The organism is Pseudomonas sp. 21615526 (assembly GCF_013386245.1).
Lineage (GTDB): Bacteria > Pseudomonadota > Gammaproteobacteria > Pseudomonadales > Pseudomonadaceae > Aquipseudomonas.
Genome location: NZ_JACAOM010000063.1, coordinates 28,273 through 50,462 on the forward strand (window position 1 = coordinate 28,273; position 22,190 = coordinate 50,462).

24 protein-coding genes and 1 riboswitch are annotated in these 22,190 nt (G+C 61.9%); of the genes, 10 read left to right on the forward strand and 14 right to left on the reverse strand.

Annotation, left to right across the window (positions count from 1 at the left end; translation table 11 throughout):
- Positions 1 to 144: 144 nt before the first annotated feature.
- The 5 genes from HX786_RS17985 to HX786_RS18005 are packed head-to-tail and all read right to left on the reverse strand — an operon-like array spanning position 145 to position 4,165.
- Complete coding sequence (locus HX786_RS17985) at positions 145 to 777, reverse strand: urea amidolyase associated protein UAAP2 (RefSeq protein WP_003212037.1); 633 nt, start codon at positions 775 to 777, stop codon at positions 145 to 147.
- Positions 778 to 786: 9 nt separating this feature from the next.
- Positions 787 to 1,512 carry an urea amidolyase associated protein UAAP1 gene (locus HX786_RS17990; protein ID WP_003212035.1) on the reverse strand — a complete coding sequence of 242 codons (726 nt, stop codon included), beginning with the start codon at positions 1,510 to 1,512 and terminating at the stop codon, positions 787 to 789.
- Positions 1,509 to 2,273 carry an ABC transporter ATP-binding protein gene (locus HX786_RS17995; protein ID WP_003212032.1) on the reverse strand — a complete coding sequence of 255 codons (765 nt, stop codon included), beginning with the start codon at positions 2,271 to 2,273 and terminating at the stop codon, positions 1,509 to 1,511. The genes HX786_RS17990 and HX786_RS17995 overlap by 4 nt, the downstream gene beginning before the upstream one ends.
- Complete coding sequence (locus HX786_RS18000; RefSeq protein ID WP_003212030.1) at positions 2,270 to 3,085, reverse strand: ABC transporter permease; 816 nt, start codon at positions 3,083 to 3,085, stop codon at positions 2,270 to 2,272. Before HX786_RS18000 ends, HX786_RS17995 begins: the two co-directional genes overlap by 4 nt.
- A 12-nt stretch (positions 3,086 to 3,097) precedes the next feature.
- A complete protein-coding gene (locus tag HX786_RS18005; RefSeq protein WP_003212027.1) occupies positions 3,098 to 4,165 on the reverse strand; it encodes a putative urea ABC transporter substrate-binding protein in 1,068 nt (355 codons plus the stop codon).
- 61 nt (positions 4,166 to 4,226) lie between these two features.
- A riboswitch (guanidine-I (ykkC/yxkD leader) is annotated at positions 4,227 to 4,327 on the reverse strand.
- A 302-nt stretch (positions 4,328 to 4,629) separates the two neighbouring features.
- On the opposite strand from HX786_RS18005, the gene HX786_RS18010 reads away from it, so the two are divergent.
- Positions 4,630 to 4,986 carry a hypothetical protein gene (locus HX786_RS18010; protein ID WP_003212026.1) on the forward strand — a complete coding sequence of 119 codons (357 nt, stop codon included), beginning with the start codon at positions 4,630 to 4,632 and terminating at the stop codon, positions 4,984 to 4,986.
- Between the two features lie 160 nt (positions 4,987 to 5,146).
- Positions 5,147 to 5,596 (forward strand): DUF3757 domain-containing protein, encoded by a 450-nt coding sequence (locus HX786_RS18015; RefSeq protein ID WP_178912416.1) that lies wholly within the window; start codon positions 5,147 to 5,149, stop codon positions 5,594 to 5,596.
- Here HX786_RS18015 and HX786_RS18020 read toward each other — a convergent pair.
- Positions 5,590 to 6,702, reverse strand: coding sequence for an enoyl-CoA hydratase/isomerase family protein (locus HX786_RS18020; protein ID WP_178912417.1), 1,113 nt, complete (start codon positions 6,700 to 6,702; stop codon positions 5,590 to 5,592). The genes HX786_RS18015 and HX786_RS18020 overlap by 7 nt on opposite strands.
- Positions 6,703 to 6,837: 135 nt before the next feature.
- Here HX786_RS18020 and ung point away from each other — a divergent pair, with 135 nt between their 5' ends.
- Positions 6,838 to 7,530, forward strand: a complete 693-nt coding sequence (gene ung, locus HX786_RS18025) for a uracil-DNA glycosylase (protein WP_003212020.1) — start codon at positions 6,838 to 6,840, stop codon at positions 7,528 to 7,530.
- Positions 7,531 to 7,598: 68 nt separating this feature from the next.
- Here the strand turns inward: ung and HX786_RS18030 are convergent, their stop codons facing one another.
- From HX786_RS18030 to HX786_RS18050, 5 genes are all read right to left on the reverse strand, one after another.
- Entirely contained in the window at positions 7,599 to 8,636 is a 1,038-nt protein-coding gene (locus HX786_RS18030; RefSeq protein ID WP_003212018.1) for an AbrB family transcriptional regulator, read from the reverse strand.
- Positions 8,629 to 10,143 (reverse strand): tripartite tricarboxylate transporter permease, encoded by a 1,515-nt coding sequence (locus tag HX786_RS18035; protein WP_003212016.1) that lies wholly within the window; start codon positions 10,141 to 10,143, stop codon positions 8,629 to 8,631. Before HX786_RS18035 ends, HX786_RS18030 begins: the two co-directional genes overlap by 8 nt.
- A gap of 1 nt (position 10,144) precedes the next feature.
- The gene (locus tag HX786_RS18040; RefSeq protein WP_008437838.1) at positions 10,145 to 10,603 is read right to left on the reverse strand and encodes a tripartite tricarboxylate transporter TctB family protein; all 459 of its coding nucleotides are present in this window, start codon (positions 10,601 to 10,603) and stop codon (positions 10,145 to 10,147) included.
- A gap of 130 nt (positions 10,604 to 10,733) precedes the next feature.
- Positions 10,734 to 11,720: a tripartite tricarboxylate transporter substrate binding protein gene (locus tag HX786_RS18045; protein WP_166742143.1), complete on the reverse strand. Its 987-nt coding sequence runs from the start codon at positions 11,718 to 11,720 to the stop codon at positions 10,734 to 10,736.
- 28 nt (positions 11,721 to 11,748) lie between these two features.
- The gene (locus HX786_RS18050) at positions 11,749 to 13,029 is read right to left on the reverse strand and encodes an OprD family porin (protein ID WP_008437839.1); all 1,281 of its coding nucleotides are present in this window, start codon (positions 13,027 to 13,029) and stop codon (positions 11,749 to 11,751) included.
- 236 nt (positions 13,030 to 13,265) lie between these two features.
- Here HX786_RS18050 and HX786_RS18055 point away from each other — a divergent pair, with 236 nt between their 5' ends.
- On the forward strand, positions 13,266 to 13,937 hold the full coding sequence (locus tag HX786_RS18055) for a response regulator (RefSeq protein WP_003212008.1): 672 nt from the start codon (positions 13,266 to 13,268) through the stop codon (positions 13,935 to 13,937).
- Complete coding sequence (locus HX786_RS18060; RefSeq protein WP_003212006.1) at positions 13,930 to 15,315, forward strand: sensor histidine kinase; 1,386 nt, start codon at positions 13,930 to 13,932, stop codon at positions 15,313 to 15,315. Before HX786_RS18055 ends, HX786_RS18060 begins: the two co-directional genes overlap by 8 nt.
- On the opposite strand, the gene HX786_RS18065 is transcribed toward HX786_RS18060, so the two are convergent.
- Positions 15,316 to 16,137 (reverse strand): HDOD domain-containing protein, encoded by an 822-nt coding sequence (locus HX786_RS18065; RefSeq protein ID WP_003212004.1) that lies wholly within the window; start codon positions 16,135 to 16,137, stop codon positions 15,316 to 15,318.
- A gap of 36 nt (positions 16,138 to 16,173) precedes the next feature.
- Positions 16,174 to 17,115 (reverse strand): folate-binding protein YgfZ, encoded by a 942-nt coding sequence (locus HX786_RS18070; RefSeq protein WP_178912418.1) that lies wholly within the window; start codon positions 17,113 to 17,115, stop codon positions 16,174 to 16,176.
- Positions 17,116 to 17,254: 139 nt separating this feature from the next.
- Between HX786_RS18070 and HX786_RS18075 the strand changes: the two genes are divergently transcribed.
- On the forward strand, positions 17,255 to 17,509 hold the full coding sequence (locus HX786_RS18075; protein WP_003212000.1) for a succinate dehydrogenase assembly factor 2: 255 nt from the start codon (positions 17,255 to 17,257) through the stop codon (positions 17,507 to 17,509).
- Positions 17,493 to 17,945, forward strand: a complete 453-nt coding sequence (locus HX786_RS18080; protein WP_008437845.1) for a protein YgfX — start codon at positions 17,493 to 17,495, stop codon at positions 17,943 to 17,945. Before HX786_RS18075 ends, HX786_RS18080 begins: the two co-directional genes overlap by 17 nt.
- Here the strand turns inward: HX786_RS18080 and nadB are convergent.
- The gene (nadB, locus tag HX786_RS18085; protein WP_003211997.1) at positions 17,914 to 19,530 is read right to left on the reverse strand and encodes an L-aspartate oxidase; all 1,617 of its coding nucleotides are present in this window, start codon (positions 19,528 to 19,530) and stop codon (positions 17,914 to 17,916) included. The genes HX786_RS18080 and nadB overlap by 32 nt on opposite strands.
- 467 nt (positions 19,531 to 19,997) lie before the next feature.
- Between nadB and rpoE the strand changes: the two genes are divergently transcribed.
- The 3 genes from rpoE to HX786_RS18100 are packed head-to-tail and all read left to right on the forward strand — an operon-like array spanning position 19,998 to position 22,171.
- Positions 19,998 to 20,579, forward strand: a complete 582-nt coding sequence (gene rpoE, locus HX786_RS18090) for an RNA polymerase sigma factor RpoE (protein ID WP_003172477.1) — start codon at positions 19,998 to 20,000, stop codon at positions 20,577 to 20,579.
- A 31-nt stretch (positions 20,580 to 20,610) separates the two neighbouring features.
- Positions 20,611 to 21,198 (forward strand): sigma-E factor negative regulatory protein, encoded by a 588-nt coding sequence (locus HX786_RS18095; protein WP_003172479.1) that lies wholly within the window; start codon positions 20,611 to 20,613, stop codon positions 21,196 to 21,198.
- Positions 21,199 to 21,214: 16 nt separating this feature from the next.
- Complete coding sequence (locus tag HX786_RS18100; protein ID WP_178912419.1) at positions 21,215 to 22,171, forward strand: MucB/RseB C-terminal domain-containing protein; 957 nt, start codon at positions 21,215 to 21,217, stop codon at positions 22,169 to 22,171.
- Positions 22,172 to 22,190 lie beyond the last annotated feature (19 nt).

Below are 22,190 nucleotides of genomic sequence, written 5' to 3' on the forward strand. Positions count from 1 at the left end.
ATCAGTCGCCTGATACGCCGCTTTCGCGAGCAAGCCCGCTCCCACACAATCTCGCTCCCACAGGTGATCTTCAGCGTTTTCGCAGGCACTGCCCGGCCCGGGCCTGGCACAGGGCGAACAACCACTGGCGCAACCGCTTGATCTTCAGTTCCATACCAGTAACTCCGCAGGGGTTGGGTTGTAGCCGTTGCACGGGTTGTTCAGTTGCGGGCAGTTGGAGATCAGTACGATCACGTCCATCTCGGCCCGCAGGTCGACGTACTTGCCGGGGGCGGAAATCCCGTCCTCGAAGGTCAACCCGCCATCGGCGGTCACCGGCACGTTCATGAAGAAATTGATGTTCGGCCCGATGTCGCTTTTACCCAGCCGGCCATCGTGGGCACAGGCCCGCAGATAGTTGTCACGGCAGCTGTGCATGTAGCGTTTTTCCAGGGCGTAGCGCACGGTGTTGCTCTCTTGGGCGCAGGCGCCGCCAAGGGTGTCGTGGCGTCCGCAGGTGTCGTCGACGATGGTCAGCATCGGCTGGCCGAGGTTGGAATACAGCACGCTGCCGGTGCTCAGGTACACGCTGTTTTGCCGACGCAGGGTGCGCTGCACGTCGTAGCGTTCCCTGGGGTTTTTCAGGCTGTAGAACAGCGTGTCGACCGCCTGGTTGCCCTCAAGGTCGAGGATGCGCAGGGTCTGGCCGGCCTTGACTTCCATCAGCCAGGGTTCGCCGGCGGGAATGGTCGCGCGGTACACGGCCGCGTCCGGTTGTTTGGCGAGTGCGATAGACATGGCAGGTCCTCAGGCGAACAGACGGTCGGTGTTGATAAAGCCGCGCTCGTTTTCCGGGCGCGAGGTTCGGCAGTGTTCGGCGACGCTTGGGTCAGCGTTCATCCAGCTGAGTTTCAGCGGCTGCGGCGCGTACTCGGGGTTGGGGTCCATGGGATGTTGCAGCGCGGTGAGCACCACCAGTGTGTCCATCGGTGCGTAGAGTTCGATGTAGTCGCCGGCCTTGGAGTGACCGGGGACAAAGTGCAGGCTGCCAGCTTCATCTACCGTGACTTTGCTGAACAGATTGAGGGTCATCAGCAGGTCGGACAGCCCCAGGCCCCACTTGCCCAGTTCCACCAGCAGGTTGTCGGTGCCGTTGCGGTAGAAGCCGTTGCGCAGCTCTTGATAGCGGCCTTTGCCGTATTTTTCCGCGACCTCGGAGGCGCATGACACGCCGCCGATACTGTCACTCCAGCCGCAGGTGTCGGCGGTGATGGCAGCCAGCACGCGGCCCATGTCCGAGTACAGGCAATGGCCGTTGGTGAGCTTGGCGGTGTGTTGGCATTTGAGGCTGTCGGGCAGGTTCAGGCGCTCGGTTTTTTCATTGGCATTGAGCAGGGTCAGGCTGACGTTGGCGCCGCCGCGAATGTCGGTGAGGCGCAGCAGTTGGCCGCGCTTGAGCACAAAGGAACGGTGGCCGCCGCCGGGGAGCATTTCCTCGGCGAAAGGTGGGAACAATTGAGTTGAGTCGGTCATTTGGAAGTGGCTCCAAGTTCGGCGGCGATCGCCTTGCGGCGCTCGCTGTTCAAAGGGATGTCGTAGGTGATGCGGGCGCCGTAGGCGCCGGGGGCGTGTGGGTCGAGGCGCACCTTGTCGAATACCAGCAAGCGGGTGCCGAGGCTGAAGCCTTCACTCAGGTCGTGGGTGACCATGAACACCGTCAGCCTGGTTTCGCGCCACAGCTCCAGCAACAGCAGGTGCATGTCTTTGCGAATGCCCGGGTCGAGGGCGCCGAAGGGTTCGTCCAGCAGCAACACGCGGGGCTTCATGATCAGCGCCTGGGCGATGGCCAGCCGCTGCTGCATACCGCCGGAAAGCTGCGCCGGGTACTTGTCCAGGGCATGGCCCAAACCGACTTTATGCAGCAGCGCTGCGGCCTGTTCCCGGGCCTGTTTTTTCGCGCTGCCGAACAGGCGGCCGAGCAACGCTGAACGTGGCAACTCAAGGCCCAGCGCAACGTTGTCCAGCACCGTCAGATGCGGGAACACCGAGTAGCGCTGGAACACCACGCCACGGCTGGCATCGGGTTCGGCGGCGAGCGGTTTACCGTCCAGCAGGATCTCGCCATGGCTGGCGGTTTCCTGCCCCAGCAGCAGGCGCAGGAAGGTCGATTTGCCGCAACCGGAGGTGCCGACCAGGGTGCAGAATTCGCCTTCGGCCACGTGCAGGTTCAGGCGCTCCAATACCACCTGGTCGCCATAGCGCTGCCACACATTGTTGACGCTGATAAAGCTCATGCCCGCGCTCCTTCGTACCAGGGGAACGCGCGCCGCGTCAGCGCCTTGAGGCCCCAGTCCATCAGCCAGGCCAGCAGGGTGATCCACACCACGTAGGGCAGGATCACGTCCATCGCCAGGTAGCGGCGTACCAGGAAGATCCGGTAACCCAAACCGTCGGTGGAGGCGATGGCTTCGGCTGCAATCAAGAACAGCCACGCCGAGCCGAGCATCAAGCGCAGGGAGATCAGCAAACGTGGCAGCAATTGCGGCAGCACCACCCGCAGCATCAGGGTCCAGGTGGAGGCGCCGAGGGTCTGCGCCTTCACCAGCAACTCCACGGGAATTTCCCGTGCCCGCTGTTCCAGGTCCCGCGCCAGGGCCGGGGTGATACCGATCACGATCAGCATCACTTTCGACAATTCCCCCAGCCCGAACACGATGAACAGGATCGGCAGGATCGCCAGCGGCGGCACCATCGACAGCACTGTCAGCAAGGGGGACAACGGTGCGCCAAACAGCGGCAAGGTGCCGGCTGCAATGCCCAGGCACAGGCCGGCGAGGGCGCTGATGCCCAGGCCGATCGCCAGGCGGCGCAGGCTTGAGGCGCTGTCTTGCCACAGCACGTATTCACCGGTGCGAGTGTCGGCGCTGAAGGCCAGGCGTTTCACTGCGTCGCCCATTTGTGCGGCGCTGGGCAGCAGCTTGTCGTTGGGGTTGTCTGCCAGGCGCTCGGCCGAGCCCACGAAGTAGGCGAACAGCAGCAGGGCGAAGGGCAGCAGCACCAACAGCAGGCGACTGGAGCGTTCCGGGTGACGGTTGATCAGGCGCATGGCCGGGTCCTCTTACAGCGTGCCGTCGGCGGCCATCTGTACGTAGCTGGGGTCGAAATGCAGCTTGAGGTTGGCGGTGTCACCGCGGGTCACGCCATTGGCGAAGCTCATGCCCACGGCGTTGGTGTCCTTGGCACCTTCACCCAGCAGGCCGTGTTTAAACGAGAACTCGGCGACCTTGCCCATGGTGGCGGGCAACTGCGCGCTGGTGGCAAAGGCCAGGGCTTCCTTGGGCGTGGCGAACAGCTTGGTGGTGTCCAGTTGCGACTGGAAGCCCTTGAGGTCGGTGCCGGAGGCCTTGGCCATGTGTTCCAGGGCGTCGGTGCTGGCGGCGTTTTTCGCGTTCATCAGCGCCACCACTTCAAACCAGGCGCCGGTCAACGCTTTGCCCAGCTTGGGGTTGTCCTTGAGGGTCTGGGTGTTGACCACCATCATGTCCATGATTTCGCCGGGCACTTTGCTGGAGTCGAACACTTCGGTGACGCCGGGCTTGGCCTTGATCTCCGAGAGCATCGGGTTCCAGGTGGTGACGGCCTTGACCTGGTCGGTGTTGAAGGCGGCGGCGATGTCGGCGTCGGAGGTGTTGACCACTTTCAGGTCTTTTTCGCTGAGGTTGGCCGACTCCAGGGCGCGGGCCAGCAGGTAGTGGGACACGGAAAGTTCCACCAGGTTGACGTTCATGCCCTTGAGGTCGGCGACGGTCTTGCCTTCACCTTTGATGACCACGCCATCGTTGCCATTGGAGAAGTCGCTGACCACCAGCGCGGTGCTGTCCACGCCGCCGGCGGCGGGAATGGTCAGGGCGTCCATGTTGGTCATGGTGCAGCCGTCGAACTGGCCGGCGGTGTACTGGTTGATGGATTCGACGTAGTCATTGAGCTGCACCATGTCGATCTTGATGCCGTACTTCTTGGCCCACTTGTCGAGGATGCCTTGGCTGCCGGCGTATTCCCACGGCATCCAGCCGGCATAGATCGTCCAGCACACGCTGAAATGGTCTTTGGGGGCGGCTTGGGCGGAAAAACTCACCACGGCGGCGAAGGCGGCGGCGAGCAGGGCGGGTAAACGTATCGAGGGCATGGATGCTTCTCCAGTTGATCAAGGGCGAGCAGGAGCAACGCGGCACCGTGAACGGTGGCTTGTCTCCCGGGCTTTTATCCCGCCGTGTAACCTCAACTGGAGGTCGCCGACTCTCGGACCAGCCACTCGCCTTAGCGAGCCGGAACCCTAGTCAGCCATTGCAAATTGTGGTGCCGCGAACCTGTGATGACTCCTGCACGGGAGAGGTAAAGCGAGAGTCGTGCCAAGTGGCACGGGTGCAGTAATGGCGCGGGATGGCGCGAGGAGGAGGGCGAAACGTGCGGTGAATATGCGTCGTGGTGGTGCGGGGTTGCACTGCAATGAGGCGACCGGCAGATGTATCAATCTATGTCTAAATCGCACCAGATTCCGTTTTTGATGTCAGATATTTCGTCAGGCAGTGAAAGCTGTTTGCCGCCCCCCAGCGTCGCTGGGTGTGCTCTTCCGCGGTCCAGGAGGCCGCCATGTATCGTCGACTGCTTCTCATCGCTTTGCTCGGCTTGACCCTTTCTGCGTGCGCGCCTTATTACGGTGGCGGCCAGGCCTACTACGGTTCCGAGGTCTACACGGCGCCCGCGCCGGCGTATTACTACGGCGGCGGCCCGTATTACCATTACCGCCAGGGTTACTATCCGCCACCGCAGCGTTATTACCCGTCGCCGCGTTATTACCAGCCGGCGCCGCGCTATTATCCTGCGGGGCCGCGCGCGGGTTATCGGCCTTACCCAAACCAGGGTTGGGGCAACAGTCACTGGGGTAATGGTGGCGGACATGGCCAGGGTGGTGGTCAGGGTGGAGGCCGTGGCGGCGGTCATCGCTGATAGGAATAATTGGAAAAACGGCGCTCAGGCGCCGTTTTTGTTTACCGTTGGTCGGCACTGTCATATTTGACAGCTATCCTGTGGGTTACGCCTGTAGTTAATTGGGAGCAGTCGCCTGTTTGGCGTATCGCTTCCAGCATCGACTGATGGAACCCATGACATGAACGTCAGCCCGCTCTACCTGTTATTTTTTGCTTTTCTTGGCGTCAGTACGTTGGCAGCAGCGCAATCCTGTCCTTACCCGAGTGCTGTACGGTACGTTGACGGTCACTTTCAGGGAACTGACAGCGACTCGCCATGGATAAGCCAGGCAATGAGCGGCGGGGAATTCGTGGAAACCTTTGTCGGCGCGCTTTTTACTCCTAGCGAGCAGGACGAGCGCAAGCATGGCTATCTGGAAAAGTGCATTTATAAAACCCTGAGGGGTAAGACAGTCACCCTGAGGTACGGCACGGCTCAAGCCGGGGGGGCGATGTCGCTGGCAGATACCACGCATTGGGTGCCGGGCACCGATGCTTTCGGGCAACAGATTTTCCAGTGCGACGACCACCAACCCGATAATTGTGCCTTCACGTTCGTGGGCAAAAAAGCGCCGACGGGCGCTCAATAGTCAGACAGGTCCGCCAGCGGATGCCGCCCTTCCCAGACCTTGTGGAAGTGCGCCTGCACCACGGCCTCGGGGATCAAGTTGATGTCCGGCCAGTGCCAGTGTGGCTGCTGGTCCTTGTCGATCAACCGCGCCCGCACACCTTCGCTGAATTCCGGGTGACGGCAGCAGTTCAGGCTCAAGGTGTATTCCATCTGGAACACCTGGGCCAGGGACAGGTGCCGCGCGCGCTGGATCTGTTCCCACACCAGGTGCGCGGTCAGCGGGCAGCCTTCGTTCAGGGTCTTGCCTGCGCGGCGGAGCAGCGGGTCGGTGTGATCGCGTAACTGGCTCAAGGCTCGCCACGCACAGCGCACATCCCCCACGTCCAGCCACTCGTCGATCTGCCCACGGCGCGGCAGCCATTGGGCTTCGGGCAACTGGCCGGCGGCTTCCTGGGCCAGGGCCTTGAGCAGGCTGTTGAGCTGCATGTCGGTCTGTTCCTGCCAGTTCAGTTGCAGCAGGCCTTCAAGCAGTTCGTCTTGTTGTTCATCCAGCAGGAAACGGTCAGCCAGGCCCAGGTCCAGGGCGTCGCGGCCATTCATATGGGCGCCGGTCAGGCCGAGGAACAACCCCAACTTGCCGGGCAGGCGAGACAGAAACCAACTGGCGCCCACGTCCGGGTACAGGCCGATGCTGATTTCCGGCATGGCCAGGCGGCTGTTTGGCGTGACGATGCGCACGGCGGCGCTTTGCAGCAAGCCCATGCCACCGCCCAGCACATAGCCGTGGCCCCAGCAGATCAGCGGTTTGGGATAGGTGTGCAGGCGGTAGTCGAGGCGGTACTCCGCGGCGAAAAATTGAGCGGCCAGCGCCGGTACTTCGCCGGGATGTTCACGGCAGGCCTGGGCCAGGCTGCGGACTTCGCCACCGGCGCAAAAGGCCTTGGGGCCATTGCCGCGCAGCAGCACGCAGACGATTTGCGGGTCTTTGGCCCAGGCGTCCAGGCGTTCGCTCAGGGCCAGGATCATCGGCAACGACAAGGCATTGAGGGATTTTTCCGCGTCCAGGCTGGCGATGCCAACGCGGGCGCCGCCGGTGCCAATCAGCTCTTCGAAGTGCAGGTTCATCATGACCTCAATCGATAAAGTGAAGGTTCAGTATGATCGCTTCGCAGGAAAGTGCGGTATCTGCGTCAGATCAATTGACAAGCAAGGTCGGCTTTCCTAGGGTTCGCCTCATTCTTTTGACTAGACAGCGTAACCATGACCACCGACGACCGTATCAAACTCGAACCCAGCTGGAAACACGCCCTGCGTGACGAGTTCGACCAGCCGTACATGGCCCAGTTGCGGGAATTCCTGCGCCAGGAGCACGCGGCAGGCAAGGAGATCTATCCACCCGGCCCGATGATCTTCAACGCACTCAACTCAACGCCCCTGGACAAGGTCAAGGTGGTGATCCTCGGCCAGGACCCGTATCACGGCCCGGGCCAGGCCCACGGCTTGTGCTTCTCGGTGCAACCGGGCGTGCCGGCACCGCCGTCGCTGGTCAATATCTACAAAGAACTCAAGCGTGACCTGAACATCGACATTCCCAACCACGGCTACCTGCAAAGCTGGGCCGACCAGGGCGTGCTGATGATCAACACCACCATGACCGTGGAGCGCGCGAATGCCAACGCCCATGCGGGCAAGGGCTGGCAGTTCTTTACCGATCGGATTATTGAAGTGGTGAGCGAGCATCAGCCGCACCTGGTGTTCTTGCTGTGGGGCGCCCATGCGCAGGGCAAGCAGAAGCTGATCGACGCCACCAAGCACCTGGTGCTGACGTCGGTGCATCCGTCGCCGTTGTCGGCCTATAGAGGGTTTATTGGCTGCGGGCATTTCAGCCGCACCAACAAGTTTCTTGAGCAGAATGGCGAGACGCCGATCGAGTGGCGATTGCCGCCGGTTTGACATAGCTCCAATGTAGGAGCTGTCTCGCTAAAGCTCGACAGCTCCTACAATTGAACGTCTCTTGGGCTTCAGATTTTATCTGGCTGCCGGTTCCAGTGCCGAAACAAAGGCTCCGCCAGAAACAGCACAAACAACAAACGCATCACCTGCATCGCCGTCACCAACGGCACCGACAGTTGCAGGGTTTCCGCCGTCAGGCTCATTTCCGCAATTCCGCCTGGCATCATGCCCAGTGTCAGCGAACGCAGGTCCAGATGTGTGAGTGCACTCAAGCCCACAGCCGCCAGCGTCGCAATCAACATAGTCAACGCCGTACCGATCAACGTACGTCCCATGAACAACGGCGCGCGCCGGAAGAACTGCCGGTTGAAGTGGCAGCCCAGGCCGCTGCCGATCAGCCACTGGCCGATCTGGCTGCCGCCGTCGGGCAGCCCGATGTGCAAGTCCCAGGTAATGCTGGCGGCGGCACTGACCAGCAGCGGCCCGAACAGCCAGGGGTTTGGCTGACGCAAGCGTTGCCAGCCCCAGGCCACCAGTGCGCCGACGGGAAACAGCAGCGCCAGCCAGGTCCAATCCACCGTCGCCGGATGAAACTGCGGGGCACCTTCCCCCAGCAAATACTTGAACGCCGCCGGCACACAGAGCACCACCACCAATACCCGCAAACTCTGGCCCGCCGCGACGCGGCTGAGCACTGCGCCGTTGCGTGCGCCGAGGTTGACCATCTCCCCCGACCCACCCGGCATGCTCGAGAAAAACGCTGTGGCACGGTCTTCACCGCTGCGGCGCATCAACCACACGCCCACAATGCTGGAGAGGCTGGTGACCAGCGCGCCGAAGAAGATCAGGCCGAAGTGGCTCATCACCTGCTCGATCACCACCGGGGTGAAGTGCAGGCCGATGCCGATGCCCACCACCCATTGGCCGCATTTGCGGCCGCCGGGAATTTCCGCGAGCTGCCAGGGTGTCAGGCAGCGCACCAGGATGATCGCCAGCAACGAGCCGACCATGTACGGCAGTGGCCAGCCGATCTGGCTGGCGAGATACCCGCCCAGCAGACCGACCAGCGGTGTTGCCCACCAGTTTCTGAACGTGGCCTCAGACATCGGCCACGGCACGACGCTGCAGGGAACGCTTGCGCCAGATGCGCAGGAGCGGGAACAACAGCATCAAGGCCGTCAGTACCCACACGCCGAAGGTGATCGGGCTCGACCAGAGGATCTGCAATTCGCCGTTGGAAATCGACAGCGCACGACGCAGGTTCTGCTCCATCAACCCGCCGAGGATAAAGCCCAGCAGCACCGGCGACAGCGGGAAATCCAGCTTGCGCAGGATGTAGCCGAAGATGCCGATGCCGACCATCAGGAACAGGTCGAAGGTGGTGGCGTGAACCGCGTACACACCGATCGCAGTGATGATGGCGATCACCGGCACCAGTGCCCAGTTCGGCACGGCAAGGATGCGGGTGAAGATGCGGATCATCGGGATGTTGAGGATCACCAGCATGATGTTGGCGATAAACAACGAGGCGATCAGGCCCCAGACGATGTCCGGTTGCTGTTGGAACAGCAGCGGGCCGGGGGTGATGTTGTACAGCGACAGGGCGCCGATCATCACCGCCGTGGTGCCCGAGCCGGGTACGCCGAGGGTCAGCATCGGCACCAGGGCGCCGCAGGCGGAAGCGCCGATCGCGGTTTCCGGAGCCGCCAGGCCGCGCATGTCGCCCTGGCCGAATTTACCGCTGGCACCGGCCAGGCGTTTTTCGGTCATGTAGGCCACGGCCGAGGCCAGTGTGGCACCCGCGCCCGGCAAGACACCCATGATGAAACCCAGCAGGCCGCAGCGAATATTCACGACGAATACCGCAGAAGCTTCCTTCAGGTTGAACATCATGCGTCCGGTGGCTTTCACGGCTTCCTGGCCACGGTGGGTTTTTTCCAGCAGCAACAGGATCTCGCTGATGGAGAACAGGCCCAATACAAGCACCACGAACTGGATGCCGTCGGTCAGGTGGATGTTATCGCCGGTGAATCGGTAAACGCCGCTGTTGGCATCGATACCCACTGCTGACAGAAACAGGCCGATCAAGGCCGCGACAAAGGTCTTCAGCGGCTTGTCACCGGCCATGCCGCCCAGGCAGACGATGGCAAACACCATCAGTACGAAATATTCCGCCGGGCCGAAGGCAATCGCCCATTTGGCCAGCAGCGGGGCGAACAGCACCATGCCGCAGGTGGCGATAAACGCACCGATGAACGAACTCCACGCCGACAGCGACAACGCCACGCCCGCCAGGCCTTTGCGAGCCATCGGGTAGCCGTCGAGGGTGGTCATCACGGTGGAAGCTTCACCCGGGATGTTCAACAGGATCGAGCTGATGCGCCCGCCGTATTCGCAGCCCAGGTACACGGCCGCCAACAGGATCAAGGCCGACTCAGGCGGCAGCCCCAGGGCAAATGCGATGGGGATCAACAGCGCTACGCCGTTGATCGGCCCAAGGCCCGGCAACAGGCCGACCACGGTGCCGATCAAGGTGCCGCACAGTGCGGTGATCAGGTTGTAAGGGGTCAGTGCAACGCCGAAGCCCTGGCCCAAATAGCTGAACGTATCCATATCAGTTCTCCAGAACTTCAAGCAGGCCGAGCGGCAGCGGTACATCCATGGCCTTGTCGAACAGCAGGTAAAGACCGATGCTCATCAAGGTCACGATCACCACGCTGGGCATCCAGCGGCCGCCATACAGGCGCGCCATCGGAATGCCGATCAGCATGCTGCTGAGGATGAAACCCAAGGGTTCGAAGGTGCCGGCAAACACCAGCAGCAACCCGACGCAGATGCCGATCTTGATCAGGGTCTGGCGGTCCAGCGCGGGCTCTTCTTCTGTGTGCTTGGTGGGCTGTGGACGAAACAGCATGTAGATCAGGCCCAGGCCCATCAGCCCGAGCATCAGCAGCGGGTAGGCCCGAGGCCCTACCGGCTCGTAGGAAAACGACGCCTGATATGGCCAGGCCATCAGTGCGAGGCCGGCACAGACCAGCAACATCACTGAGGCGAAAATGCGTTGTAAGAGCATGGAAAACTCCTTGGAGACTCTTGTAGGCGCGAGCTTGCTCACGAAGAATGCCAGGACGTCGCGTTTATACAGGCAGCACGCGTCATCGTTGAAGTTTTTCGCGAGCAAGCCCGCTCCCACAGAGGGGCGATTACTGGATCAGGCCGAACTCTTTGGCCAGCACTTTGTAGTCAGCCACCTGTTTCTTCACGTAGGTGTCCAGCTCCGGGCCGGTCATGGCGAACGGGAACAGCTCGCGCTGGTCACGCAGCTTGGCGAACTCTTCGGAAGCCAGCAGTTTGTCGAAGGCGTCTTTCCACCAGGCATAGTCTTCGTCGCTGACTTTTGGCCCGAGGTAGAAGCCACGCACCACCGGCCAGACGATGTCGTAGCCTTGTTCCTTGGCGGTCGGGATGTTCTTCATTTCCGGCTCGTCCAGGCGTTCGTCGGAGAACACCGCCAGCAGGCGCATGTCACCACTGAGGATGTGCGGCATGGAGTCGGAGATGTCGGTACTGCCTACCTGGATATGGCCGCCTAGCAGGGCGGTGGCGATCTCGCCGCCGCCTTCCAGTGCCACGTAGCGCAGGTCACGCGGGTTGATGCCGGCGGCCTTGGCGATCAGGGCGGTTTGCATCCAGTCCTGGCTGCCGACGGTGCCGCCGGAACCGATGACCACGCTGCCCGGATCTTTCTTCAGGGCCTTGACCAGATCGTCGAGGTTTTTGTAGGGCGAATCGTTTTTCACCGCGATGGCACCGTAGCTGGTGCCGACGGCCGCGAGCCAGCGCACGGCGCTTTCATCGAAGCGGCCAAATTTGCCCTGGGCCAGGTTCAACAGCGAGCCGCTGGACCACGCCACCAGCGTGCCGGCGTCGGCCGGACGCTGCGCCACGACGGCGTTGTAGGCCACCGCGCCCACGCCGCCGGGCATGTAGGTCACGCGCATCGGCTTGCTCAGCAGTTTCTCGTTGACCAGCGCGCTCTGCGCCAGTTTGCAGGTCAGGTCGAAACCACCGCCGGGGGACGCCGGGGCGATGCATTCCGGGCGCTTGGGCTCGGCGGCCAGCAGTTGGCTGGCGAACAGCATGCAGCTGGCCGTCAGGGCAAATTTACGCAGTGAAAGGGTCATGTTCATCTCCATCATTGTTGTTATGAGGTTGCTGTTACCAGAGTGCGACGCTGTAGCTCACCAGCAGGCGCACTTCATCCGCATCACGGGCCGAATAGTTGGAACGGTAGGTGGCATTGCGCAGACGCACGGCCACGTCCTTGAACGTGCCGCTTTGCACCACGTAGCGGATCTCGCTGTTGCGTTCCCACTCCTTGCCGGTCTCGCCGTTCTTGAGCTTGATGTTGTCACCCGACAGGTAACGGCTCATGAAACTCAGGCCGGGAATCCCCAGCTTGGCGAAGTCGTAGTCGTAGCGGGCCTGCCAGGAGCGTTCTTCGGCGCCGGCAAAGTCGTTGATCTGCACGAAGTTGACAAGGTAAGGATCGCTACCGTCCACGTAGGGAAAGGCGCTGTCGCCGGACATGTGCTGGTAACCGGCGCTGAGCTTATGGCCATTGAGGGCATAGCTGAAGAGGCCGTTGAGGGAGGTGTTGTCGATCTTGCCGCCGCGCGCCGCGCCGGTGTCGTCACTGACGGCCAGGCGCAGGTCGGCGCCGAAGGTGCCGGGGCCCATCGGGCGCGAGGCCACGAGGCCGAGGAAATGCTGGCGGTACACGTCGTCGAGTTGGGCGAAGTGGTAGCTGCCGGTGATCTTGTCGGCGAACTTGTAGTCCACGCCGCCGAAGTCGAAATGCTTGCCGGTGGCGCCGCTGAGGAAGCGGCTGTTCTTGTTGTTGAGGCCGATGTCTTCGTAGTTGGTGTCGTCGCGGTCCTTGGCCTTGTTCAGGCGGCCGCCGGTGAACACCAGGTTCTTGAATTCCCTGGAACTGAGCAGGCCGCCTTCAAACGTCTGCGGCAGGATGCGCCCGTCGTTGGGCTTGAGGATCGGCAATTCGGGGATCAGCGCGCCGATCTTCAGCTCGGTGGCGGAGATCTTCACTTTGCCGGTCAGGCCGAGTTTGGAATATTCGTTGGCGGCGCGGCCGTCGTCGTGGGTCGGCAACAGCCCGGTGCCGGTGCGGTCGGGGCTGGAGTCGAGCTTGACCCCGAGCATGCCCAGCGCATCCACGCCGAAGCCGACGGTACCGTCGGTATAGCCCGACTGCAGGTTGAGCATGAAGCCCTGGGCCCACTCGTCGCGCTTGGATTGTTGTGCGCTGGTGCCGTCGCGAAAGTCGCGGTTGAAGTACATGTTGCGGGTTTCGAGGGTGGCGGTGCTGTCCTCGAAAAAGGCGGCCTGGCCTGCGGGCGAAAAGCCGGCGAGGGCGGCGGCACTGGCAAGGGCGGTCTGGGTGATACGAGAAGAACGAGCAGGCGGCTGTGTGCGCAGCATCGTGGGTGTACTCCGTTATTGTTCTTATTTTGGCGAAAACGCTTCGAGGCGTTTTTCGGGCGCTATGGGTGAAATAGCTCGGCAGGCGAAACCCACCGTGGCTGGATGCTAAAGGGCGAAGCTTTCACTAACCTTTCAGTCGCCTTTCAATGTTTTCGGGCTTCACAGCGCAGGCCGCGCCTGTAAACTCCCCGGCAAAGCGTGGCGCCGACCACCCCCGAACGAGGTAAAAACCCATGCGTGTCCTTCTGGTCGAAGACCATTTGCAGCTAGCCGAAAGTGTCGCCCAAGCGCTCAAGAGCACGGGTTTGACCGTCGACGTGTTGCACGACGGAGTGGCGGCGGACCTGGCCTTGAGCAGCGAGGAATACGCGGTGGCGATTCTCGATGTGGGCCTGCCGCGCATGGACGGTTTTGAAGTGTTGGCGCGCCTGCGGGCTCGTGGGAAAAATCTGCCGGTGTTGATGTTGACCGCACGCAGCGATGTGAAGGACCGCGTGCATGGCCTCAACCTGGGCGCGGATGACTACCTGGCCAAGCCGTTCGAACTGACGGAGCTGGAAGCCCGGGTCAAGGCGCTGCTGCGCCGTAGCGTGCTGGGCGGTGAGCGGCAACAGGCGTGTGGTGTGCTGATTTACGACCTGGACACGCGGCGCTTCACCCTGGGCGGCGAATTGCTGACGTTGACCTCCCGCGAGCAGGCGGTGCTTGAGGCGCTGATCGCGCGTCCTGGCCGGGTGATGAGCAAGGAGCAACTGGCTTCCCAGGTGTTTGGCCTGGATGAAGAGGCCAGCCCCGATGCCATCGAAATCTACGTGCACCGCCTGCGCAAGAAACTCGATGGCCAGCCTGTGGCCATCGTCACCTTCCGTGGCCTGGGGTACCTGCTGGAAGCCCGCGATGCATAAGCCCAGCAGCCTGCGCTGGCGCCTGCTGTGGAACCTGGCGCTGTTGCTGGTGGTGTTGATGATTGCCAGCGGCTTGAGCGCTTACTGGAATGGGCGCGAGGCGGCGGACACGGCTTACGACCGAACGCTGTTGGCCTCGGCGCGGACCATTGCGGCCGGCCTGTCCCACCGCGACGGTACCTTGAGTGCCGATGTGCCCTACGTCGCCCTGGATACGTTCGCCTACGACAGCGCCGGGCGGATCTACTACCAGGTCAACGATATTCACCAGAAGCTGATCTCCGGCTACGAAAACCTGCCGGGCCCGCCGCCGGGAACTCCACGCACCGATGACTATCCGGCGCTGGCGCGCTTTTATAACGCCAGGTATCAGGGCCAGAACGTGAGAGTGGTCAGCCTGCTCAAGGCAGTCTCCGAACCGAACATGAACGGCATGGCGGAAATCCGCGTGGCCGAAACCGACGAAGCGCGGGTGGCGATGGCGCGCAGCCTGATGGCCGATACCTTGCTGCGCCTGGGGATGCTGGCCATCGGTGCATTGTTGTTGGTGTTCTTTGCCGTGAGCGCGGCGCTGCGGCCGTTGGAGCGCTTGCGCACGGCCGTGGAAGAGCGTCAGCCCGATGACCTGCGGCCATTGCCGCTGGTGGAAGTGCAGCATGAATTGGGCCCGCTGGTACATGCGCTCAACCATTTCACCGAACGCCTGCGCGGGCAGTTCGAGCGCCAGGCACAGTTTATTGCCGATGCCGCCCATGAGCTGCGCACTCCGTTGGCAGCGCTCAAGGCACGCTTGGAGCTTGGCCTGCGTGCCGAAGATCCGGCTACCTGGCGCACCACCCTGGAAACCGCAGCCCAGGGCACTGATCGCCTGACTCACCTGGCCAATCAATTGCTCTCGCTGGCGCGCATCGAAAACGGCGCCCGGGCGATTGCCGAAGGCGGGGCCCAGTTGCTGGACCTGAGCCAGTTGGCTCGCGAGCTGGGCATGGCCATGGCGCCGCTGGCCCATGCGCGTGGCGTGGCCCTGGCGCTGGAGGCGGATGAACCGGTGTGGCTGCGGGGCGAGCCCACCTTGTTGAACGAGTTGTTGAGCAACCTGGTGGACAACGCCCTGGCCCACACGCCCCCGGGCGGCAACGTGATCTTGCGGGTCACGGCGCCGGCGGTACTTGAGGTGGAAGATGACGGCCCGGGCATCCCGCTGGATGAGCGGGACCGAGTGTTCGAGCGCTTCTATCGGCGCAGCCAGCAGGGCTTGGGGGCGGGCTTGGGGTTGGCGATTGTTGGCGAGATCTGCCGGGCACACCTGGCGCAGATCAGCTTGCATGACGGAGAGTTGGCGGGTTTGAAAGTGCGGGTCAGTTTTATCGCGGGGTAATCAGTAGAACATCGACCGTGCTTCATCCAGCTCGGCGCGCAAGGTGTCGCTGTAGGGGTCGAGTCGCAGCTTCTTGATCGCAGGTACCGTCAATATCGGCACGCTGGCCAGCGGGTGGTCAGTGTCGCGGTGGCAATACAACACGGCGACCTGCACCAGGTCGATATAGTCCAGGCGCTCGGAGTCGCGCTCAAGGTTCATGTACTGCGCCGGCAGGTTCACCAGCATTTCCGGGAAGTCCCAGCGCCGCAGCAGCTTGTCCCCCAGCAACGGGTGGATGCTTTCAATCACGTGATCGAGGCTGACCGGATCGGACAGCAGCTCATAGTGATCTTCGGCGAAGGTCAGGATCGGCAGCACGCCAATCTGGTGCACCAGCCCACCCAGCGCCGCCTGGTCAGGCTTCAACTGGCTGTGGTTGCGGCACAACGCATAGCTCACGCCGGCCACTTCCAGGCTGCGCCGCCAGACATCGCGCATCTTCTGTTCGACCACCTCGGAACGGGCGTGGAAGATCTGTTCCATCACCAGGCCGATCGCCAGGTTGCTGCTGTAGTTGGTGCCCAGGCGGGTGATGGCGGTGTGCAGGTCGGTGACTTCCTGGGTCGCGCGCAACAGCGGGCTGTTGACCACTTTGATCAGCCGTGCCGACAAGGCAGTGTCACGGCCGATCACTTTGCTCAGGTGGCTGATGCTGATGTCCGGGTCTTCGGCGGCCTGACGAATGTTCAGGGCCACTTCCGGCAGCGTTGGCAGAACCAGGTCATCGTTATCGATGGCCACAACCAACGCCTGTTGGACTTTTTCCGCCAGCTTGTTCATTCAAGATCTCTAGGGTGTAGCAAAAAGGTACGACGATCAGCGCTGGATCTCGCGATCACGGTCCAGCTGGTAGGGCAGGTCGAGCAGCTGAAGGCCGGGGCCTTCCAGCGTGCCTACATGCACATCGCCACTCTCTGCTGCTTCGGCTTGCAGCACCGCTAGAAGTTCAATCGCCTGATCGGCACGGGCGGCAATCACCACCTCGCCGATGGCACTATTGTGATTCGGGGAAAACAGTGGGGTGCCGGGCTCAGGCAGCTCGCCGGCATTCAGGCTAAGGCGATACAGGCGACGCTTGAGTTTGCCCAAATACTGCATGCGCGCGACGATTTCCTGGCCGGTGTAGCAGCCTTTCTTGAAGCTGACGCCGCCGACGGCTTGCAGGTTGAGCATCTGCGGGATGAACAGTTCGCGGGTCTGGGGCATGACCTGGCCGATACCGGCACGGATCTGGCCCAGCAGCCATTGGTTCAGTTCACCTTCGTGCAATTGTGCGGCGAGTTGGCCGTGCAGGGTTTGAGCTTGGGCGGCGGGGGCCCAGAGTTCGGCACGGCCCGGCGATACGCGGATGGCGATCAGGTCGTCGCTGCGCACCACGCTGTCGGTCTCGGCGGGTAGTTGGAGGCCGAGGCCGGCCAGTACCTGATCGGCATCCGACACACCGAAACGCGCCCAGGCAGCACTTTCGTCGGTGAGTTTGGATTTGGAGAACACGGCGTACTTTTTCAGGTCCGCCAGTTGTGGCTCCAGCAGTTCGGTGGCCATGGCCAGCAGCACGCCATCGCCTTGCAGCAGGATGCGGAAGCTCGACTGCATGCGCCCTTTCTGGGTGCAGCGCGCGCCCAGGCTGGCCTGGGTGTCACTCAGGTAGTTAAGGTTGCAGGTCAGTTGTCCCTGGAGGAACTTGGCAGCGTCGGAACCGCGGACGGCGAGAACGCCTTCGTGGGACAGGGGGCAGAAAAAAGCAGAGTCAGCCATGGGTCATCGCAGGTTAAAAAGTCATGAGTGCATCATAGAGGGGCGCCCGGCAAATGGATAGTTTCCGTATGGCCGACCAAAGCCGACTGTTCCAGGCAGCTTCGGCCTGTATACTTGCGCTCTATTTGAGGAGCGCTCCATGGTCGAAGATGTAGAACTCAATCGCCTCTACTGGCACAGCCGCCGCGGCATGCTTGAACTGGACGTGTTGCTGGTACCGTTCGTCAGGGAGGTCTATCCGCACCTCAACGACGTCGACCGCGACTGCTACCGCAAGCTGCTGGAATGCGAGGATCAGGACATGTTCGGCTGGTTCATGGAACGCGCCGAATCGGAAGACCCGGAGCTGCAGCGCATGGTTCGGATGATTCTGGATCGTGTCCAGCCCAAGTAATACGTTCGAATGCCGCTGGCACGCCTCCGGGCAGTTGCTGGCGGCTTATCTTTTCGCCCAGGCGTTCGCACTGGGTGCGCTGTGGTTTCTCGATGTGTCCCCGTGGTTCGGAGCCTTTGGCGCCTTGTTGTGCCTGGCCCATGCCGGTTGGGTATTGCCGCGTCATATCCTGCTGACTCACCGTTCGTCGATCCGTGGCCTGCGCCGCGACGAGGATGGCTGGCAACTGTGGAGCGCCGCGCGTGGCTGGCACAGCGTGCAACTGCGCCCCGACAGCCTGGCGTTGCCGTTGATCGTGGTGCTGCGCTTTCGGGTGCAGGGTGACTGGCGGGTGCGTTCGATCTGCGTGCCACGGGATTCGCAGGCTACCGATGTGCATCGGCGCCTGCGGGTGCGCTTGAAGTTCAGCCGCCGTAGGTGGTTGGCACCAGAATAGTGTCGCGCGCTTCGGGCAGCATTTGCGGGTAGTCGAGGGTGTAATGCAATCCCCGGCTTTCCTTGCGCTCCATGGCCGAGCGGATCATCAGTTCCGCCACCTGGGCCAGGTTGCGCAGCTCAATCAGGTCGCGGCTGACTTTATAGTTGCTGTAGAACTCGTCGATCTCATCCAGCAACAGTCGAACCCGGTGCTGCGCCCGCGCCAGGCGCTTGTTGGTGCGCACGATGCCCACGTAGTCCCACATGAAGCGCCGCAACTCGTCCCAGTTGTGGGCGATGATCACGTCTTCGTCCGAATCGGTCACCTGGCTGGCGTCCCAGCGGGGCAGGGCGGCCGGCACCGGGATGCGCGGCAGCTGTTCAAGGATGTCGGCGGCGGCGGAGCGGGCGTACACGAAACACTCCAGCAACGAATTGCTGGCCATGCGGTTGGCGCCGTGCAGGCCGGTGAAGCTGGTTTCGCCAATGGCGTACAGGCCGGGCACGTCGGTGCGGCCGTTCTGGTCGACCATCACGCCGCCGCAGGTGTAGTGCGCCGCCGGGACGACCGGGATCGGGCCCTTGGTGATGTCGATATTGAACGCCAGGCAGCGCTCGTAGACCGTCGGGAAATGGGTCTTGATGAAGGCTTCGGGCTTGTGGCTGATGTCCAGGTAGACGCAGTCGATGCCCAGGCGCTTCATTTCATGGTCGATGGCCCGGGCGACGATGTCCCGCGGGGCCAGTTCTGCTCGTGGGTCGAAGCGCTGCATGAAACGTTCGCCGTTGGGCAGCTTCAGGTGTGCGCCTTCGCCGCGCAGGGCTTCGGTGATCAGGAAACTCTTGGCCTGCGGGTGATACAGGCAAGTGGGGTGGAACTGATTGAATTCCAGGTTCGCCACCCGGCAGCCCGAACGCCAGGCCATGGCGATGCCGTCACCGCAGGCGCCGTCGGGGTTGCTGGTATAGAGGTAGACCTTCGCTGCGCCGCCCGAGGCGAGAATGGTGAAGCGCGCGCCGTAGGTGTCGACTTCGCCGCTGGCCCGGTTGAGCACGTAGGCGCCGAGGCAGCGTTCGCCCGGCAGGCCAAGGCGCTTTTCGGTGATCAGGTCGACGGCGACCCGCTGTTCCAGCAGTTCGATGTTGGGGCGTTGCCGGGCCTGGGCGAGCAGGGTCTTGAAGATCGCGGCGCCGGTGGCGTCGGCGGCATGGATGATCCGCCGATGGCTGTGGCCGCCTTCGCGGGTCAGGTGGAACTCGAAGCCGCCGTCGTCGGTGCCGGAATGTTCGTCGCGGGTGAAGGGCACGCCCTGGTCGATCAGCCACTGGATGGCTTCGCGGCTATGCTCGACGGTGAAGCGCACCGCCTCTTCATTGCACAGGCCGCCGCCGGCATTCAGGGTGTCTTCGACGTGGGATTGCACGGTGTCGGTGTCATCGAGCACCGCGGCGACACCGCCCTGGGCCCAGAACGTCGAGCCATTGGCGAGGTCGCCCTTGCTCAGTACGGCTATGCGCAGGTGGCCCGGCAGGGTCAGTGCAAGGCTCAAGCCCGCAGCGCCGCTGCCAATCACCAGGACATCGTGTTGAAACTGTTGGCTCATTTGAAGGATTCCGCAAAAAGCGATCCGTAGGGGGCGCAAACAGGACGCCTGGATCGGCGAATCAAAGGGTGACACGGCCCACTAGTATATAGAGGGGGGGAGCGGCACAATAGCCGGGCATTCGTGGCATTGTGAGACTACGGGCAACGAACTGCACGGCTTTCATGAAACGGACAGCGATTGGGATGGGAACTTTTTGCATAGGCCCCGACTCAATAGCAGGATGCCCGAAAGCTGGGAACACGCTGGATTTGCTGAGCCGCGTCTGTGTCAGGCGCGTCAGGAAACTGGCGACAGATTATTCGCGCAGCCGGCATTGCCCGCGCTGCGTTTTTCGTGTGTGCCAAATCAGTGCGCGCCGGAAACTTGCTTGGAGGGGGAGAACTTTTGCGAAAAGTCCGAGTCTATGTTTGCAAGCCTGATCGATTAGTTATGCAAGCCTCCTTCAAGTACAACGAGGAGTGTTCATGCTAACCCAGGAAGAGGATCAGCAGCTGGTCGAGCGCGTTCAACGCGGCGACAAGCGGGCATTTGATCTGCTAGTGCTGAAATACCAGCACAAAATTCTCGGGTTGATCGTGCGGTTTGTGCACGACACCCATGAAGCGCAGGACGTTGCACAGGAAGCCTTTATCAAGGCGTACCGTGCACTCGGTAATTTCCGCGGTGACAGTGCGTTTTACACGTGGCTGTATCGCATCGCCATTAACACGGCGAAGAACTATCTGGTTTCTCGCGGTCGCCGCCCGCCGGATAGTGATGTTAGTTCGGAAGATGCTGAATTTTATGATGGTGATCACGGCCTCAAGGATCTCGAGTCGCCGGAGCGTGCATTGCTGCGCGACGAGATCGAAGGAACCGTCCATCGCACTATTCAACAACTGCCAGAAGATTTGCGTACGGCGTTAACTTTACGTGAATTCGATGGTCTGAGTTACGAAGACATTGCGAGCGTCATGCAATGTCCGGTGGGTACCGTACGCTCCCGGATCTTCCGGGCTCGGGAAGCCATCGATAAAGCCCTGCAGCCGTTGTTGCAGGAAAACTGAGACAGCGGCGACAGCCAAGAGAGGAACCGCCATGAGTCGTGATGCCCTGCAGGAATCGCTGTCCGCAGTGATGGATAACGAAGCGGATGAACTGGAACTTCGTCGAGTGCTTAATGCATTTGATGATGCCGAAACCCGTGATACCTGGTCTCGTTACCAAGTCGCTCGGGCGGTGATGCACAAGGATCTTCTAATCCCTCGTCTGGATATTGCTGCGGCCGTTTCTGCTGCACTGGCTGATGAAGCCGTTCCGGCAAAAGCTGCTCGCGGTCCTTGGCGTAGCCTGGGCCGTCTGGCAGTCGCTGCTTCGGTGACCGTCGCTGTATTGGCAGGTGTTCGCCTGTACAACCAGGACGAAATCGCCGGTGCCGAACTGGCCCAACAGACCCAGCAACCGGTCATGGCCGGCCCGCAGGTCAAGGGTCCAGCCGTACTGGCCGGCTACAAGGAAAGCTCCGATACCACCGGGCCTATGGCCAACGGTGTACTTCAAGGGCAATCCGGCTGGCAGGATCAGCGTCTTCCAGGCTACCTGCGCCAACACGCACAGGAATCGGCCTTGAAAGGCACTGAAAGCGCTCTGCCTTACGCCCGCGCTGCAAGCCTGGAAAACCGCTAGTCCGCCAAGGAGCTTTATGCGCGCCATACCGCTCCTTGCGCTTTTGCTCAGTGGCTGGTTTGCAGTCCCCGCCCATGCCGATGAAGCCCAAGACTGGCTGACGCGTCTTGGGCGGGCGGAGCAGCAGCAAAGCTTTCAGGGCACCTTCATCTACGAGCGTAACGGTAGTTTTTCTACCCATGACATCTGGCATCGTGTCCAGAATGGTCAGGTCCGTGAGCGGCTTTTGCAGCTCGATGGTTCTGCTCAGGAAGTCCTGCGCGTCGATGGCCGTACCCAATGCGTGAGCGGCACGCTGGTTGCCGGGCTTGGGGGTTCTCCCAATGCCACTGCGCGTACCCTTGATCCGCAAAAACTCAAAGCGTTCTACGATCTTGCCGTCATCGGCAAATCGCGCGTGGCCGGTCGGAATGCGGTGATCGTCTCCGTGACCCCCCGCGATCAATACCGTTATGGTTTTGAGCTGCATCTGGATCGTGAAACTGCGCTGCCATTGAAGTCATTGTTGCTTAACGACCAGGGCCAGTTGCTGGAGCGTTTCCAGTTCACCCAGCTCAATACATCGGTGCCTGACGATCGTGATTTGCAGCCCAGTGGCGAATGCACGCCGGTGGCGGTGACCAACGCCAAGGCCCCGGAGGTCGAGATCCCTCAGGATTGGCGCGTCGACTGGTTGCCACCAGGCTTTCAGCTGGTCAACAGCAGTGCCCATAAAGACTCCCACACCAAGGTAACCGTCAGCAGTCTGATGTATGACGATGGTCTGGCGCGTTTTTCGGTATTCCTGGAGCCGCTTAACGGTGCGACCGTAAACGAGACCCGCACCCAGTTGGGCCCGACAGTCGCCGTTTCACGGCGGTTGAATACCCTGGAAGGCGAGGTGATGGTGACCGTCGTCGGCGAGATCCCGATTGGCACCGCCGAGCGAATTGCGCTGTCACTACGCAGTGGCACCGTGCCCGCCAAGCCTTGAGTTGTTAATCCTATGTTCA